The sequence below is a fragment of the Hyphomicrobiales bacterium genome, from assembly GCA_030688605.1.
In the GTDB taxonomy this organism is placed as follows: Bacteria; Pseudomonadota; Alphaproteobacteria; order Rhizobiales; family NORP267; genus JAUYJB01.
This window is the reverse complement of record JAUYJB010000039.1, coordinates 16601-32932: the sequence shown is the minus strand read 5'-3', so window position 1 is coordinate 32932 and position 16332 is coordinate 16601. Positions and strand designations below refer to the sequence as shown.

Genomic DNA, 16332 nt, shown 5'->3' with positions numbered 1-16332 from the left:
GGCGCGACAGCACATGATCCTGACCGGGGTCTTCTTCTATCTATTCGCCGCCCTCGTCCTCGCCGCCGGCGTGATGGTGATCGCCGCGCGCAATCCGGTGCACGCGGTCCTGTTCCTGATCGTCGCCTTCTTCAACTCCGCCGGCCTGTTCGTGCTGATGGGGGCGGAGTTCATCGCCATGATCCTGCTCATCGTCTATGTCGGCGCGGTGGCTGTGCTGTTCCTGTTCGTGGTGATGATGCTCGACATCGACTTTGTCGAGCTCAAACAGGGATTCCTGCAATATCTGCCGATCGGCGCGCTGATCGGCCTGATGCTGCTGGTCGAGCTGTTCCTCGTCGTCGGGTCCTGGGTGCTCGCGCCGCAGTTTGCCGAGATGATCGCGGCGCCGACGCCGCCCATCGCCGACATCTCCAATACCGAGGCAATCGGCCGCATCCTGTACACGAAATACGTCTATTTCTTCCAGACCGCCGGCCTCATCCTTCTGGTCGCCATGGTCGGCGCCATCGTGCTGACCTTGCACCATAAGGTCGGCGTCAAGCGCCAGAGCGTCGCCGAGCAGATTGCGCGCGACCCGGCGACCGCCATCGAAATCAAGAAGGTCGAGCCCGGCAAGGGCATCTGAGACGAGGGGGATCAGAGGCACATGATCATCGGTCTGTCGCACTATCTCGCCGTCGCCGCGATCCTGTTCACGCTCGGTATTTTCGGCATCTTCGTGAATCGCAAGAACGTCATCGTGATTCTGATGTCGATCGAGCTGATGCTGCTGGCCGTCAACATCAACCTGGTCGCCTTTTCCGCCCATCTCGGCGACCTCGTCGGCCAGGTCTTCGCCATGCTGGTGCTCACGGTGGCTGCCGCGGAAGCCGCCATCGGGCTGGCCATCCTGGTCGTTTTCTACCGCAACCGCGGCTCGATCGCGGTTGTGGATATCAACATGTTGAAAGGGTAGGGCCTGTTGACAGTTATCTTGCGAGGTCTGGTTTGAGCGAAATCGGTGCGAGGCCAGGAGTGAGGACGATGGACATGCAGCGCATATTCGAGGACGAGGGACGCCGCCTCGCGCCGATTGCGCCAAATCCCGCAGGGACGGGGCCCCTTTTCCCGCCGGCGGCGTCGAAGACGCCTTGTGGTGGGATGGCACCACGGCGGCGCCTGCTCCTGGCGGGCGGAAAAATCGGCTCCCGCCAGTCCCGCAACATAACTGTCAACAGGCCCTAGGCTAGGCATGTATTCGGCCATCGTCTTCCTGCCGCTCATCGCCGCGATCATCGCCGGATTCTTCGGCCGGTTCATCGGCGCGCGCGGCGCCGAACTGGTCACCTGCTTCGCGGTCACCCTTTCCGCCATTCTATCCTGGTACGCCTTTTTCGATGTCGGCTTCGGAGCGGAGACGGCGCGCATCACGGTCGCGCGCTGGCTTACGTCCGACGCCTTGCAAGTCGACTGGGCCTTCCGCATCGACACCCTGACCGTGGTCATGCTCGCTACCGTCAACACCATTTCCGGCCTGGTGCACTGGTATTCCATCGGCTACATGCAGCACGACCCGCACCGGCCGCGCTTCTTCGCCTATCTGTCGATGTTCACCTTCGCCATGCTGATGCTGGTGACGGCGGACAATTTTCTGCAGCTTTTCTTCGGCTGGGAGGGGGTCGGACTTGCCTCTTATCTGCTGATCGGATTCTGGTATCTGCGGCCGTCCGCCAACGCCGCCGCGATCAAGGCGTTCATCGTCAACCGCATCGGCGATTTCGGCTTCGCGCTGGGCATTTTCGCCATCTTTCTCGTCTTCGGCACCATTTCCTACGAAGAGGTCTTCACCAACGCGCCGTTATTGCCGGAGAGCCTGCGAACCATGACCTTCCTGTCCTGGCAGGTCGACACCATCACCGTCATCTGCCTGCTGCTGTTCATGGGCGCCATGGGCAAGTCGGCGCAGTTCCTGCTGCACACCTGGCTTCCCGACGCCATGGAGGGTCCGACCCCGGTCTCCGCCCTGATCCATGCCGCGACCATGGTCACCGCCGGCGTCTTCATGGTGGCGCGGCTGTCGCCGCTGTTCGCGCTGTCGGAAACGGCGCTGATGATGGTCACCATCGTCGGCGCCACCACTGCCTTCTTCGCCGCCACCGTCGGCATCGCCCAGAACGACATCAAGCGGGTCATCGCCTATTCGACCTGCTCGCAGCTCGGCTACATGTTCGTGGCGCTCGGCGTCGGCGCCTATTCGGTCGGCATCTTCCACCTGTTCACCCACGCCTTCTTCAAGGCGCTGCTGTTCCTCGGCTCCGGCTCGGTCATCCATGCCATGTCCGACGAGCAGGACATGCGCAACATGGGCGGCCTGAGACGGCTCATTCCGGCCACCTACTGGCTGATGGTGATCGGTACATTGGCGCTCACCGGCTTCCCGCTGACCGCCGGCTATTTCTCCAAGGACGCGGTCATCGAAGCGGCTTACGCGGCGGGCTCCGACTGGGCCTATTACGGCTTCCTGACGACGGTGATCGCCGCCTTCCTGACCTCGCTCTATTCCTGGCGGCTGATCTTCATGACCTTCCACGGCCGCTCGCGCGCCTCGCCCGAGGTGCTCGGCCACGTCCATGAATCGCCGCTGGTCATGCTGGTTCCCCTCGGCGTGCTGGCGGCGGGCGCGCTTTTCGCCGGTTTCCTGTTCGAGGGCCTGTTCATCGGCGAGGGGTTCGAGCCGTTCTGGCGCGAATCCTTGGCGGCGGCCGGCGGCATCGAGATCCTGGAAGCCATGCATCACGTGCCGGAGTGGGTCTTCTGGTCGCCGACGGTGATGATGGCGGCGGGCTTCGTCATCGCCTGGGGCTGCTATATCCTCTTCCCCGGCCTGCCAACGGTACTCGCCAGATGGTTCCGGCCCGTCTACCTGTTCCTGCTCAACAAGTGGTATTTCGACGAGCTTTACGACCTCCTGTTTGTACGCACGGCCAAGGGCCTCGGCCATTTCCTGTGGCGCCAGGGCGACGGCTGGCTGATCGACGGTTTCGGGCCTGACGGCATCTCGGCGCGGGTCCTCGACGTCACCCGCGGCGCCGTGCGGCTGCAGACCGGCTATGTCTATCACTATGCCTTCGCCATGCTGATCGGCGTCGCGGCGCTGATCACCTGGTACATGTTCTGGGGAGGCGTGCACTGATGTCCTTCGGGCCGATCCTCTCGCTGATCACCTGGCTGCCGCTGGTCGGGACAGCGTTTATCTTCGTCGTAAGGGGCCGCGACGAGGCGGCCGACACGGCAGCGCGGCGCATCGCGCTGATGACGACGACGATCACGTTCCTTCTGTCGCTTACCGTGTGGATCGGCTTTGATCCGGGCACCGCCGAGTTCCAGTTCGTCGAGCGCTATGAGTGGCTCGGCGGCACCATCGCCTATCACATGGGGGTGGACGGCATCTCGATGCTGTTCGTCATTCTGACCACCTTCCTGATGCCGCTGTGCATCCTGGCGAGCTGGGAGGCGATCACCGACCGGGTGAAGGAATATATGATTGCTTTCCTGGTGCTCGAGACGCTGATGATCGGCGTCTTCACCGCGCTCGACCTGGTGCTCTTCTACCTGTTCTTCGAGGGCGGGCTGATCCCGATGTTCCTGATCATCGGCGTCTGGGGCGGCCAGCGGCGCGTCTATGCCAGCTTCAAGTTCTTCCTCTATACGCTGGCAGGCTCCGTTCTGATGCTGCTCGCCATAATGGCAATGTATTGGCAGGCAGGCACCACCGACATCCCGACGCTGCTGGCGCATCGGTTTCCGGGCAATATGCAGACTTGGCTGTGGCTTGCCTTCTTCGCCTCATTCGCCGTCAAGCTGCCGATGTGGCCGGTGCACACCTGGCTTCCCGACGCCCATGTCGAGGCGCCGACGGCGGGCTCGGTCATCCTTGCCGCCATTCTGCTGAAGATGGGCGGTTATGGCTTCCTGCGCTTCTCGCTGCCGATGTTTCCGCTGGCGTCGGACGTTTTCACGCCGTTCGTCTTCACCCTTTCGGTGGTCGCCATCATCTACACCTCGCTGGTGGCGCTGATGCAGGACGACATGAAGAAGCTGATCGCCTATTCGTCGGTCGCCCATATGGGCTTCGTGACCATGGGCATTTTCACCCTGACCTTTCAGGGCTTGCAGGGGGGCATCTTCCAGATGCTCTCGCACGGCCTCGTCTCGGCCGCTTTGTTCCTCTGCGTCGGCGTTGTCTATGACCGCATGCACACGCGCCAAATCGCCGCCTATGGCGGTCTCGTCAACCGCATGCCGGTCTATGCCTTCACTTTCATGGTGTTCACGCTCGCCAATGTCGGATTGCCCGGCACGAGCGGCTTCATCGGCGAGCTCCTGACGCTGATCGGGGCCTTCAAGGTCAACACATGGGTCGCGTTCCTGGCTACGACCGGCGTCATCCTGTCGGCGGCCTATGCGCTGTGGCTCTACCGCCGCGTCGTCTACGGGGCGCTGGAAAAGGAGAGCCTGAAGCTGATCACCGACATGACTCCGCGCGAGGTCGCAGTCATGGCGCCATTGATCCTGCTCACCGTCCTGTTCGGCTTTTATCCCTCGCCGCTCATCGACGTAACGGAGGTCTCGGTGCGGAACCTGATCGACAATTACCAAGCAGCGCTCGCCGCCGCCGACGCGGTCAGCGTCGCGGTGCGCTGACAGGAGATCGACAGCACATGGCCCCCATCGCCGTTCCCGATCTGGTTCCGGTAATTCCGGAGATGCTGCTGGCGCTCGGCGCTCTGGGGCTGCTCATGCTCGGCGTCATCTGGCCCGCGGCGAAGCGCGATCTGGTCAACGCGCCGGCGCTCACGCTACTGGCGCTCGCCGCCGCTTGCGTGATCCTGCTGCCGGCGAACCGCATGACGACATTCGGCGATGCCTTCGTGGTCGACGATTTTGCGCGCTTCATGAAGGTGCTGGCGCTCCTTGGCTCATTCATCGCGCTGATCATGTCGATCGGCTATTTCCGCGCCGAAAAGGCGGTGCGGTTCGAGTTCCCGATCCTCGTGCTGCTGGCCACCCTCGGCATGCTCATGATGATCTCGGCCAACGATCTGATCGCGCTTTACATGGGACTGGAGCTGCAGAGCCTGTCGCTTTACGTGCTCGCCGCGATCCAGCGCGATTCGACGCGGGCCACCGAGGCGGGGCTCAAATATTTTGTCCTCGGCGCGCTCGCCTCCGGCATGCTGCTCTATGGCGCCTCGCTGATCTACGGCTTCACCGGCACGACCGAGTTCGCCGGCATCGCCACGGCGGCGAGGGACGGCGTCTCGACCGGGCTCGTCTTTGGCCTCGTCTTCCTGCTCGCGGGGCTGGCCTTCAAGGTCTCCGCCGTGCCCTTCCACATGTGGACGCCGGACGTCTATGAGGGCGCACCGACGCCGGTCACGGCATTTTTCGCCGCGGCGCCGAAAATCGCCGCCATGTCGGTCATTGTGCGCGCCATGATCACCGCCTTTCCGGCCGCCACCCCGCAATGGCAGCAGGTCGTGGTGTTCATCTCGATTGCCTCCATGGTACTCGGGGCGTTTGCCGCCATCGGGCAGACCAACATCAAACGGCTGATGGCCTACAGCTCGATCGGCCATATGGGCTATGCGCTGGTCGGCCTTGCGGCCGGCAGCCAGGCCGGCGTCACCGGGGTGATCCTCTATCTGGTCATCTATATGGCGATGACGGTCGGCACCTTCGCCTGCATTCTAGCCATGCGCCGGCGCGAGGGGATGGTCGAGGACATCGACGAGCTGGCCGGCCTCGCCAGGCGCCAGCCGCTGATGGCCATGTTGCTGGCAATCCTGATGTTTTCGCTCGCCGGGATTCCGCCGCTCGCCGGCTTCGCCGCCAAGTTCTACGTTTTCCTCGCGGCCATCGAGGCGCAGCTCTATACGCTTGCCGTGATCGGCGTTCTCGCCAGCGTCGTTGGCGCTTTCTATTATCTGCGGATCGTCAAGATCATCTATTTCGACGAGCCGGCCGAGGCGTTCGAGCCGATGCCCGGCGAGCTCGGTATGGTTTTCGCATTGGCGAGCGCCTTCATGCTCTTGTTCTTCGTCTTTCCCGGCCCGCTGATCGCGGCGGCCGAGAATGCCGCCAGGTCGCTGTTCTAAAGCGATGCGCCGTCGCCGATCCGGAGCATTCAACCAGCCGCGGGTCCTGCAGTTTGGATCCATCGATTCGACGAGTTCGGAGGCCTTTCGCCGCGCTGAGGCAGGCGAGGCCGGGCATCTGTGGATCGTCGCCGAGCGCCAGCTCAAGGGCCGCGGCCGGCGCAACCGGGCCTGGACGTCGGAGCGGGGCAATCTCTATGCGAGCGTGCTGCTGCGCCCGCCCGTTCCGGCGACCAGGGCCGGCGAGCTCTCCTTTGTCGCCGCCGTGGCCCTCTACGACGCCATCGCCGTGGCAGCGCCTGCCGTTGCAGGCAAGCTCGCTCTCAAATGGCCCAACGATCTGTTGATCTCCGGCCGCAAGGTTTCCGGCATCCTGCTTGAAAGCAGGGCTGCAGCCGGTGCGTCGCTCGATGCCCTTGTCATCGGCTTCGGCGTCAACTGCGCCAGTCACCCGGGGGGCGTCGACTATCCGGTGACGGATCTTGCGAGCGAAGGCGCCCCGGTCTTGCCGGCCGGTCTGTTCGGCGTACTAGCGGCGGAATTCAGCGCCGCGTATGAGACCTGGACATTGGGGGAGGGGTTTGCGGCCATCCGAAGTGCGTGGCTCGCCCGCGCGGCGGGCCTTGGCGCAGCCATCACGGTGCGGCTGCCGAACCGCGAGATCCGCGGCATCTTCGAGGCGCTCGGCCCCGACGGCGCGCTAGCGGTGCGCGGTGCCGATGGCGCGCTTCGGCACATCGCCGCCGGCGAAGTATTTTTCGCCCCTGCCGGGTCTGCTTCCGATCCGTCGCCGCAAGGTTTGCGCTGAATGGCGCGTGGCAACGAGGAACTGGTGTTCGCGCCGCTCGGCGGCGCCGGCGAGATCGGCATGAATCTGAGCCTTTACGGCTTCGGTCCTGCGCGATCGCGCAAATGGATCGCCGTCGATCTCGGCGTCGCCTTCGCCGACGAGAGGCAGCCCGGCATCGAGGTGATCATGCCGGATACCCGCTTCCTGGAGGACGAACGCCACAATCTCCTCGCCATCCTCCTGACCCATGCCCATGAGGATCATCTCGGCGCCGTGATCGATCTGTGGCCGCGCCTCCAGGCGCCGGTCTATGCCACGTCCTTCGCCGCCGGTCTGTTGCGCGCCAAGATGCTCGAGCACCTTGCCCATCCCGGCCCCCCGGTCCCGGTGCATGAGGTGCCGCTCGGCGCCACCCTTAGTCTTGGCCCGTTCACGGTCGAATATGTGACCGTGACCCACTCGATCCCCGAGCCGAACGGCCTCGTCATCACCGTGCCCGGAGCAAGCGTCTATCACACCGGCGACTGGAAGATCGATCCGACGCCGCAGATCGGCGCGCCGACCGACGTCGCCCGCCTGAAGGCGCTCGGGCAGGAGGGCTGCCGGGCCATCATCTGCGATTCGACGAATGCCCTGCGCGCCGGGGTCTCTCCCAGCGAGGGCGACGTCTACGAGACGCTGAAACGGCTGATCGCCGGGGCGCCGGCGCGGGTCATCGTCACCGCCTTCGCCTCCAATGTGGCGCGCCTGCGCTCGGCGGCGCGGGCCGCGGTAGCCGCGGGCCGCCGCGTCGTCGTCGTCGGCCGGGCGCTCGACCGGATCATCGCCATCGCCCAGGAGACCGGCTATCTCAACGATGTCGGAGAATTCCTCTCCGAGCAGGATTTCGGCCATCTGCGGCGCGAGGAGGTGGTGGCGCTGGTGACCGGCAGCCAGGGAGAGCCGAACGCTGCGCTTGCCCGCATCGCCTTCAACGAGTACCGCAATGTGGAGCTGGCCAAAGGCGACCGGGTGATCTTTTCCTCGCGCACCATCCCCGGCAACGAGAAGGCGGTCGGCCGGGTCCAGAACGCGCTCGCCCGCGCCGGCATCGAGATCGTCACCGACGCCGACGATCTGGTCCATGTCTCCGGCCATCCGCGCATCGGCGAGCTGGAACAAATGTACCAGTGGTTGCAACCGCAGGCCGCGATTCCCGTACACGGCGAGGCGCTCCATCTACAGGCTCACGCCCGCATCGCCGCCCGTCTCGGCGTCAAGGAGGTTGTCACCGCCTATAATGGCGATCTGGTGCGGCTTTGGCCGGCGCCGGCCGAGAAGATCGACGAGCTGCCTTCCGGAAGGCTGCACAGGGACGGCCGCATCATCGTTCGCGAGGACGACGACAGCTTGCGCCTGCGCCGGCGCTTGGGTTTTGTCGGCTTTATCGGCGTCAGCGTCGTTGTGACGGCAAAGGGGGAGCTGGTGGCGCCGCCCGAGGCCAGGCTCATCGGCATTCCCGACGCGGATGCCGAAGGTCGCTCGGTCCACGATCTGGTGCTCGATGCCATCGATGGCGCCATCGACTCGATCCCCAAGGCGCGGCGGAAGGATCCCGAACTGATCGAAACCGCGGTGCGCCGCTCGGCCCGTGCCGCGGTCGCCGAAGCCTGGGGCAAGCGCCCGGTCTGCGAGGTCCTGGTGACGCAGGTGTAGCGCCTGCCTTGCCCGCCGACATAGGCTCAACTAATAACGTCTCTTGCCAGGCATCGAGCCCAAGGACCGCCCATGATCGGCCGCCTCAATCACGTCGCCATCGCCGTTCCCGACATTGAAGCGGCGAGCGCCGTCTACCGCGACACGCTGGGCGCCAAGGTCTCGGCCCCCGTGGCGCAGCCCGATCATGGCGTCACCACCGTATTCATCGAGCTGGAAAATACCAGGATCGAGCTGTTGGAGCCGCTGGGCGCAAATTCGCCGATCGCGGCCTTTCTCGAACGCAACGCGGCCGGCGGCATCCACCATGTCTGCTACGAGGTCGACGACATCGCGGCTGCCCGCGACCGGCTGACGGCCGCGGGCGCGCGGGTGCTCGGGGACGGCAATCCCAAGATCGGCGCCCATGGCAAGCCGGTACTGTTCCTGCATCCGAAGGATTTCTGCGGCACCCTGGTCGAGCTCGAACAGGCATGACGAGGGGTTTCAAACCGTGAGCCTGCCCGGAGCGCTTGCCGTCTATTTCGTCATCTGGTGGCTGGTGCTGTTCGCGGTGCTGCCCTGGGGCGTGCGCACGCAGGCGGAGGCGGGAACGGTCGAGCCCGGCAGCCCGGAAAGCGCCCCGGTTCACCCGCAACTTGGCAGGAAGATGCTGATCACGACTTTCGTGTCGGCGATCGTTTTCGCGCTGGTTTATGTCGTGCAGGCGCAGGGCTGGCTGGATTTCTCGCTGCCCGACAAGGCCGCTGGCTGAATGCCATGTCCGCGAAACCGATGCAAATGGGCCGCCGCGACCTGCAATCGCAAAAAAAGAAGCGAGGCAAAGTGCCTCGCGAAATTTCCTCTATCGCGTACCGTACTGATTATAACGGCTATCGCGTTCCTCTCCTCCCTCGACTTGGGCCTGGACCCGGTTCCGCGGCAGCGGAACTTGATGGGCCGATCACCCAGTCTTTCACATTTGTAAGAATAGCTTGACCCCTTGCTCTTGTCACGTTTTTTCGCCACCTCTGCGCCATTCCAACGCATATTTAGGGTCGAGGTCCGGCTGTGGTCCGAGCCCCCGTGAAAAGGCTGACGCAGTTCCCCGTCATGAGGTCCCGAACGGCGCTCGAACGCCCTTCTTTGGCGTTCGGCGAGGAAGGCCGCATCGAGGGGGCTTGTTTTGCGCTCCCAATAAGGTTTCACTTCGCCGCCCTTCCACAGAACCGGACTCGCCATGCGATTGTCCCGCTATTTCCTGCCAACCCTGAAAGAAACCCCGAAGGAAGCCGAGATCGTCTCGCACCGGCTGATGCTGCGCGCCGGAATGATTCGCCAGGAGTCCGCCGGCATTTATTCCTGGCTGCCGCTTGGTTTTCGGGTGATGCGCAAGATCGAACAGATCGTCCGTGAGGAGCAGGACCGCGCCGGTTTCGTCGAAATGCTGATGCCGACCATTCAGCCGGCCGACCTGTGGCGGGCAAGCGGACGCTACGAGGATTACGGCAAGGAAATGCTGCGCATCAGCGATCGCCACGAGCGCGAGATGCTGTACGGCCCGACCAACGAGGAGATGATCACCGACATTTTCCGCGTCTCGGTGCGTTCCTACCGGGATCTGCCCAAGCTCGTCTATCACATCCAGTGGAAGTTCCGCGACGAGGTCAGGCCGCGCTTCGGCGTCATGCGCGGGCGCGAATTTCTGATGAAGGACGCTTATTCCTTCGACGTCGACCACGCGGCCGCGCGGCGCTCCTACAACCGGCAATTCGTCGCCTATTTGCGGACCTACGATCGTCTCGGCCTCAAGGCGATCCCGATGGCCGCGGAATCCGGCCCCATCGGCGGCGATATGAGCCACGAATTCATCATTCTCGCCGACACGGGCGAGAGCGCGGTCTATTGCGACAGGGAGCTGGTCGACATGGCCGTTCCCGGCGAGGATGTCGACTATGAGGGCGACCTTTCATCCATCGTCAAGACTTGGACGGAGCGGTACGCGGCGACCGACGACAAGTTCGACGCGGCTGGCTTTGCCGCCGAGGTGCCGACCGCGCGGCAGGTGTCGGCCCGCGGCATCGAGGTCGGCCATATCTTCTATTTCGGCACCAAATATTCCGAACCCATGCGTGCCTTGGTCCAGACCTCCGACGGCGCCCAGGTGCCGGCCGAGATGGGCTCCTACGGCATCGGCGTTTCGCGCCTGGTCGCTGCCATCATCGAGGCAAGCCACGACGAGGCGGGCATCATCTGGCCGGAGGCGGTTGCGCCCTTCAAGGTGGGGCTGGTTAACCTGAAATCGGGGGACAAAGCGACCGACAAGGCCTGCGAGGAACTCTATTCCCGCCTTGAAAAGGCCGGCGTGGAAGTGCTCTATGACGACAGCGACGAGCGCGCCGGTGCCAAATTCAAGGGCCTGGACCTGATCGGTCTGCCGTGGCAGCTCATCGTCGGCCCGCGCGGGCTTGCCGCCGGCAAGGTCGAAATCAGGCGGCGGGCGAGCGGCGAGCGCGTCACGCTGACGCCGGACCAAGCCGTTGCCCAATTGACTTGCTGAGGGGAGGCGGGAAAGACAGGCACGACATGGCCGCAGCCGATACCAGACCTTTTTCAGGCTTCGAATGGATGATCTCCCTGCGCTATCTGCGGGCGCGGCGCCGCGAGGGCTTCATCTCCGTCATCGCCGGTTTTTCCTTCCTCGGCATCATGCTGGGCGTCGCCACGCTGATCATCGTCATGTCGGTGATGAACGGCTTCCGCAGCGAGCTTCTTGGCAAGATCCTCGGCCTTAACGGACATATGGTGGTGCGCGGCATCGATACGCCGTTTTCCGATTACGACGTGGTTGCCGAGCGGCTGGCGGCGCTGGAGGGCATCCAGTCGGTGGTTCCCTCGGTCGAAGGGCCGGCGATGGCCTCCTCGCCGCTCAACGCCACCGGCGCGCTGGTGCGCGGAGTGCGCGCCGACGACCTCGCCAAGCTGAAAGCGATCGCGGGCCATCTGCGCAACGGCACGCTCGAGGGCTTCGACGGCGGCGAGGGGGTCATCCTCGGCTCAAGGCTTGCCGAAAGCCTCGGTCTCATCGTCGGCGAGAATGTAACCCTGATCGCGCCGCGCGGCGCCGCGACGCCCTTCGGCACCGCGCCGCGGGTGAAAAGCTACAAGCTTCTCGCCACCGTCGAGATCGGCATGTCGGAATATGACTCGACCTTCGTCTTCATGCCGTTGGAGGAAGCGCAGCTCTTTTTCAACAAGGGCGACACGGTGACGGCGCTCGAGATCCTCGTCGCCGACCCCGACGATATGGATGCCTATCGCCGCGCCGTGGAGGCCGCAGCCGGCCGCTCGGTTTTCGTCGTCGATTGGCGCCAGCGCAACCGCACCTTCTTCTCGGCGCTGGAAGTCGAGCGCAATGTCATGTTCCTGATTCTGACCCTGATTGTCCTGGTCGCGGCCCTCAACATCGTTTCCGGGCTGATCATGCTGGTCAAGGACAAGGGGCCGGACATCGGCATTTTGCGCACCATGGGCGCGACCCAGGGGGCGGTGATGCGGATCTTCTTCATCACCGGCGCCAGCATCGGCGTCGTCGGCACATCGGCCGGTTTCGGGCTCGGCCTCCTGGTGTGCCTCAACATCGAGACCCTGCGCCAGTTCCTGTCGGGCCTCACCGGCACCGAGCTGTTTTCGCCGGAGCTTTACTATCTTAGCCAGCTTCCCGCCGAGCTCGATCCAAGCGAAGTGGCCATGGTCGTGGCGATGTCGCTCATCCTGTCGTTCCTGGCCACCCTCTATCCGGCTTGGCGGGCGGCCCGGCTCGATCCCGTCGAGGCGCTGCGCGATGAATGAGTTGAGCCAGAAGCGCGTCGCTGCGATGCCCGCCGCGACGGCGGAGACCCTGCGCCTGAACGGCATTCGCCGCATCTATGGTCAGGGCGCCACCACCATCGAAGTGCTCAAGGGCGCCGACCTGTCGATCAGGGCCGGCGAGGCGGTTGCGCTGGTCGGTCCCTCCGGCGCCGGAAAGTCGACATTGCTGCACATTGCCGGACTGCTGGAAAGCCCCTCTGCCGGCTGGGTCAAGCTGTGCGGTGCCGATTGCTCGGCGCTGAACGATGCCGAGCGCACCCGGCTGCGCCGGCGCGATATCGGTTTTGTCTACCAGGCGCATCGGTTGCTGCCGGAGTTCACGGCGATGGAGAATGTGGTCCTGCCGCAGCGCATCGCCGGCCTCGGCAAGGACGCCGCACGCGAGCGTGCCGAGGCGCTCTTGGTGATGATGGGTCTTGCCGCGCGCACCGAGCACCGGCCGTCGGAGCTTTCCGGCGGCGAGCAGCAGCGCGTCGCCATCGCCCGGGCGGTCGCCAACGCGCCGCAGCTCCTGCTTGCCGACGAGCCGACCGGCAATCTCGACCCGAAGACCGCCGAGCGGGTTTTCGAAGCCCTGATGAGGATTGTGCGGCAGACCGGGCTTGCGGCGCTGATCGCCACCCACAATTACGATCTTGCCGCAAAGATGGACCGCACGGTAACGCTCGCCGATGGCCGCATCCGGGACTAAAGCGGCCGCCGCTCGATTGGACCTAAGCCCTTGTTCTTGTGGCCCCTTCCATTGATAACGCAAATGTTATTTTGCCTATGCTCGTTCAGCGAAAACCATGGGGTGCATGGCGGCCGGCGGATTGGTCTCGCCTGGCCGCGCACCATCTTGAAATCCAAAGTTTGGGAGAAGGATATGAACGAGCCCGTCAAGATTACCCAAGAGATGATCCGGATTTACGACGAGTACACGCATTTGACCCTGGACCGCCGGGGATTCCTGGACAAACTGACCAAGGTCGCAGGCTCCACCGTGGCCGCCGCCGCGATCTTGCCGCTGATCGAGAACGACTATGCCCAGGCCGCCATGATCGCTCCCGACGATCCAAGTCTGAAGATCGAGAAGATCACTTTTCCCGGGGCATCCGGAGACATGATGGGCTATCTGGCGATGCCGGCTGACGCGTCCGGCAAGCTGCCGGCGGTGCTCGTCATTCATGAGAATCGCGGCCTCAATCCGCATATCGAAGATGTCGCCCGCCGCGTCACCGCGGAGGGATTCCTCGCGCTGGGCGTCGACTTCCTGTCGCCGTCCGGCGGCACCCCCGCGGACGAGGATGTGGCGCGCGACATGATCGGCAAGCTCGACGCGGGCCAGACGGTCGAGAATTCCGTCGCCGCCGTATCGTTCCTGATGTCGCATCCATCCTCGAATGGCAAGGTCGGCGTCGTCGGCTTCTGCTGGGGCGGCAGCCTCGTCAACCAGACGGCGGTCCATTCGCCCGATGTCGCCGCCGCCGTGCCTTATTACGGCGGTCAGCCCGCCGCGGCGGATGTACCGAGGATCATGGCCAAGCTGCTGCTGCATTACGCCGGCCTCGACCAGCGCATCAACGCCGGCATTCCGGCCTTTGAGGCGGCGCTGAAAGAGGCGGGAACCGACTACCGGATCTTCATCTATGAGGGCGCCAACCACGCCTTCAATAACGACACCAACGCGGCCCGTTACAACAAGGAGGCGGCCGACCTCGCCTGGTCGCGGACCATCGCCTTTTTCAAGGAAAGCCTCGCCGGCTGAGACCGGCGGCCAGGACATCGCAAGAGTCTTTGCGCCGGCTGGCATCCGTGCCGGTCGGCGGGCATTTTTTCCGGGTTGCCTGACAGAATTCGCGTTGCGACACCGTATCGGGTTGCGAACGACCCCAATTTGACCGAACTTTCGGTTGGGGAAACACAGGCGACGACGGACTCACGCCATGATGCTGACGGGCGAGATGCTGCGCCGCTCGGCCGACCGCTTCGCGGATAAGCCGGCAATCGTCTGCGACGATCGGCAGATCAGCTATCGCGAGCTCGACGATCGAGCCAACCAGCTGGCCCACGCGCTGCTGGCGCTCAACCTCGGCAAGGGCGGGAAAATCGCCATTCTCGCCCGGAACATCATCGAATACGGCATCGTCTTCTTCGGCGCCGCACGCACCGGCTATGTGCTGAACAATCTGTCGTTGCTGCACACCGTCGACGAGCTGGCCTACGCGATCGAGAAGACCGACGTCGAGGCGCTGATCTTCGACGCGGTGGTCGCGGCGGACGTCGCCAAGCTGCTGCCCCGGGTCGGAGGACGGCTCAAGAAGATCGTCTCGATCGGCGAGGCCAACGGCATCGACGCGGTCGACTTCTATACCTTCATCGCCAATCAGCCGCGCCAGCCGCCCGATGTGGCGATCGACGAGCGCGACCCATACTGCATGACCTATACCGGCGGCACCACGGGTCGGCCGAAGGGCGTTCTGTGCGATCACAGGGCCCGTTCCATCACCGCCTATACGGCGATGATCGAGCAGATGATCGACGAGCGCGACGTGGTCGGCGTCGTCACGCCGCTCTATCACATCGCCGCCCTGCACCTCACATTCCAGCCGGCCATCCTGGCCGGCGCCGTCACCGTGTTCCTGCCCAAATGGTCGCCGCAAGGCTTCATGGAGATCGCCGAGAAGCATGGCGTGAACACCAGCTTCATGGTGCCGACCCAGGCGACCCGCTTGCTGGCCGATCCCGCGTTCAAGCCGGAGCGGTTGAAGAGCTGGCGCAAGGCCAATTTTGCCGGCGCGCCGATGCCGGACTGGGTGCAGATCGAGCTGATGCGGATGTTTCCCGAGCTGATGATCACCCAGAACTACGGCCAGTCGGAGATGGGTATGGTCGTCGTGCTGCGCCACTGGTATCTGCCCGAAAAGCTCGGCGCCGTCGGCCGCCAGGCGATCAATGTCGACATCCGCGTCGTCCGCCCCGACGGTACGCCGGTCGAGCCGGGGGAGATCGGCGAGGTGGTCTCGCGCGGCGACAATCTGATGCTCGAATATTACGGCGAGCCGGAACAGACGGCGGAATTCTTCCGCCATGGCGATGGCTGGGGCTGGTCCGGGGACCTGGCGCGGATCGACGAGGACGGTTTCATCACCCTCGTCGACCGCTCCAAGGACATGATCATCTCCGGCGGCGAGAACGTCTTTCCCAAGGAAATCGAGCTCGTCATCTACGAGCTGGCGGAAGTCGGCGAATGCGCCGTTTTCGGAATTCCGGACGAGGTCTGGGGCGAGGTTCCGGCCGCCTTCATCGTGTTGAAATCGGGCGCGATTCTGGACGAGAAACGGATCGTCGAGCATTGCATGGGACGGCTCGCCCGCTTCAAGCGGCCGCGCCTGGTGAGATTCGTGACCGAGTTTCCCAAGACGCCGGTCGGCAAGATCCAGAAGAACGTGCTGCGCGAGGAATTCTGGTCCGACCGCGACAAGCGGATCTGAGTTTGATTCGCCCGTGCGGCCGCGGGGGGCGCGGCAAGTCGAGTCGTCGCGGCTCGCCCACACCGCCCCCGGCGCGGCCGATGGCATCTCCAGGCGCCGGATCGGCTGTCGGCGCGTTCCGAATCGGCCTCCGACGCGACGGCGCAGCAACGCTCGCGGTGGGGGCTCGCGTTGATTCTTCGGCGATTTGAGCGAAGTTTCTTAAGAAAGTGGCAAGACTTTGAAGCCCTTAGGCCGTGGCTCCGTGGTATTTTTGCCACATGGGTCATCCAAAGTTCTCTATGACCGCCACAAATGATGATTTTGCTGTTGTATGCGGTAATTCGCTTTCGGTACAGTTCGAGCACGCTGAATGCCGAGTGGGGCGCGAGGCGCGATCCGG

The 16332-nt window shown here is 64.2% G+C and carries 14 protein-coding genes; all 14 read left to right on the top strand.

Annotation, left to right across the window (positions count from 1 at the left end):
- The first annotated feature begins 13 nt into the window (after positions 1-13).
- The 14 genes from Q8P46_04855 to Q8P46_04790 all read left to right on the top strand — a co-directional run bounded on the left by Q8P46_04855 (position 14) and on the right by Q8P46_04790 (position 15950).
- Positions 14-628: an NADH-quinone oxidoreductase subunit J gene (locus Q8P46_04855; protein ID MDP2619491.1), complete on the top strand. Its 615-nt coding sequence runs from the start codon at positions 14-16 to the stop codon at positions 626-628.
- 21 nt (positions 629-649) lie between these two features.
- Positions 650-958: an NADH-quinone oxidoreductase subunit NuoK gene (nuoK, locus tag Q8P46_04850; protein MDP2619490.1), complete on the top strand. Its 309-nt coding sequence runs from the start codon at positions 650-652 to the stop codon at positions 956-958.
- A 276-nt stretch (positions 959-1234) separates the two neighbouring features.
- Positions 1235-3175 (top strand): NADH-quinone oxidoreductase subunit L, encoded by a 1941-nt coding sequence (nuoL, locus tag Q8P46_04845; GenBank protein ID MDP2619489.1) that lies wholly within the window; start codon positions 1235-1237, stop codon positions 3173-3175.
- The gene (locus tag Q8P46_04840; GenBank protein MDP2619488.1) at positions 3175-4686 is read left to right on the top strand and encodes an NADH-quinone oxidoreductase subunit M; all 1512 of its coding nucleotides are present in this window, start codon (positions 3175-3177) and stop codon (positions 4684-4686) included. Before nuoL ends, Q8P46_04840 begins: the two co-directional genes overlap by 1 nt.
- Before the next feature lie 17 nt (positions 4687-4703).
- Positions 4704-6140: an NADH-quinone oxidoreductase subunit NuoN gene (gene nuoN / locus Q8P46_04835; protein ID MDP2619487.1), complete on the top strand. Its 1437-nt coding sequence runs from the start codon at positions 4704-4706 to the stop codon at positions 6138-6140.
- Positions 6141-6144: 4 nt separating this feature from the next.
- Positions 6145-6948, top strand: coding sequence for a biotin--[acetyl-CoA-carboxylase] ligase (locus Q8P46_04830; GenBank protein MDP2619486.1), 804 nt, complete (start codon positions 6145-6147; stop codon positions 6946-6948).
- Positions 6949-8625, top strand: a complete 1677-nt coding sequence (locus tag Q8P46_04825) for a ribonuclease J (GenBank protein MDP2619485.1) — start codon at positions 6949-6951, stop codon at positions 8623-8625.
- A gap of 72 nt (positions 8626-8697) precedes the next feature.
- Positions 8698-9102, top strand: a complete 405-nt coding sequence (mce, locus tag Q8P46_04820; GenBank protein MDP2619484.1) for a methylmalonyl-CoA epimerase — start codon at positions 8698-8700, stop codon at positions 9100-9102.
- A 16-nt stretch (positions 9103-9118) separates the two neighbouring features.
- Positions 9119-9379 (top strand): DUF1467 family protein, encoded by a 261-nt coding sequence (locus Q8P46_04815; GenBank protein ID MDP2619483.1) that lies wholly within the window; start codon positions 9119-9121, stop codon positions 9377-9379.
- 465 nt (positions 9380-9844) lie between these two features.
- A complete protein-coding gene (locus Q8P46_04810; protein MDP2619482.1) occupies positions 9845-11164 on the top strand; it encodes a proline--tRNA ligase in 1320 nt (439 codons plus the stop codon).
- A gap of 26 nt (positions 11165-11190) precedes the next feature.
- Positions 11191-12456 (top strand): lipoprotein-releasing ABC transporter permease subunit, encoded by a 1266-nt coding sequence (locus Q8P46_04805; protein ID MDP2619481.1) that lies wholly within the window; start codon positions 11191-11193, stop codon positions 12454-12456.
- 25 nt (positions 12457-12481) lie between these two features.
- Positions 12482-13168 (top strand): ABC transporter ATP-binding protein, encoded by a 687-nt coding sequence (locus Q8P46_04800; GenBank protein ID MDP2619480.1) that lies wholly within the window; start codon positions 12482-12484, stop codon positions 13166-13168.
- A 174-nt stretch (positions 13169-13342) separates the two neighbouring features.
- Positions 13343-14224 (top strand): dienelactone hydrolase family protein, encoded by an 882-nt coding sequence (locus Q8P46_04795; GenBank protein MDP2619479.1) that lies wholly within the window; start codon positions 13343-13345, stop codon positions 14222-14224.
- Positions 14225-14402: 178 nt separating this feature from the next.
- Positions 14403-15950 carry a class I adenylate-forming enzyme family protein gene (locus tag Q8P46_04790; protein MDP2619478.1) on the top strand — a complete coding sequence of 516 codons (1548 nt, stop codon included), beginning with the start codon at positions 14403-14405 and terminating at the stop codon, positions 15948-15950.
- The last annotated feature ends 382 nt before the right edge of the window (positions 15951-16332 follow it).

What these genes read in the sequence shown, in the direction of transcription:
- Q8P46_04855 (MDP2619491.1), top strand. Translation starts at nt 14, where the DNA reads ATGATCCTGACCGGGGTCTTCTTCTATCTATTCGCCGCCCTCGTCCTC.
- nuoK (MDP2619490.1), top strand. Translation starts at nt 650, where the DNA reads ATGATCATCGGTCTGTCGCACTATCTCGCCGTCGCCGCGATCCTGTTC.
- nuoL (MDP2619489.1), top strand. Translation starts at nt 1,235, where the DNA reads ATGTATTCGGCCATCGTCTTCCTGCCGCTCATCGCCGCGATCATCGCC.
- Q8P46_04840 (MDP2619488.1), top strand. Translation starts at nt 3,175, where the DNA reads ATGTCCTTCGGGCCGATCCTCTCGCTGATCACCTGGCTGCCGCTGGTC.
- nuoN (MDP2619487.1), top strand. Translation starts at nt 4,704, where the DNA reads ATGGCCCCCATCGCCGTTCCCGATCTGGTTCCGGTAATTCCGGAGATG.
- Q8P46_04830 (MDP2619486.1), top strand. Translation starts at nt 6,145, where the DNA reads ATGCGCCGTCGCCGATCCGGAGCATTCAACCAGCCGCGGGTCCTGCAG.
- Q8P46_04825 (MDP2619485.1), top strand. Translation starts at nt 6,949, where the DNA reads ATGGCGCGTGGCAACGAGGAACTGGTGTTCGCGCCGCTCGGCGGCGCC.
- mce (MDP2619484.1), top strand. Translation starts at nt 8,698, where the DNA reads ATGATCGGCCGCCTCAATCACGTCGCCATCGCCGTTCCCGACATTGAA.
- Q8P46_04810 (MDP2619482.1), top strand. Translation starts at nt 9,845, where the DNA reads ATGCGATTGTCCCGCTATTTCCTGCCAACCCTGAAAGAAACCCCGAAG.
- Q8P46_04805 (MDP2619481.1), top strand. Translation starts at nt 11,191, where the DNA reads ATGGCCGCAGCCGATACCAGACCTTTTTCAGGCTTCGAATGGATGATC.
- Q8P46_04800 (MDP2619480.1), top strand. Translation starts at nt 12,482, where the DNA reads ATGCCCGCCGCGACGGCGGAGACCCTGCGCCTGAACGGCATTCGCCGC.
- Q8P46_04795 (MDP2619479.1), top strand. Translation starts at nt 13,343, where the DNA reads ATGAACGAGCCCGTCAAGATTACCCAAGAGATGATCCGGATTTACGAC.
- Q8P46_04790 (MDP2619478.1), top strand. Translation starts at nt 14,403, where the DNA reads ATGATGCTGACGGGCGAGATGCTGCGCCGCTCGGCCGACCGCTTCGCG.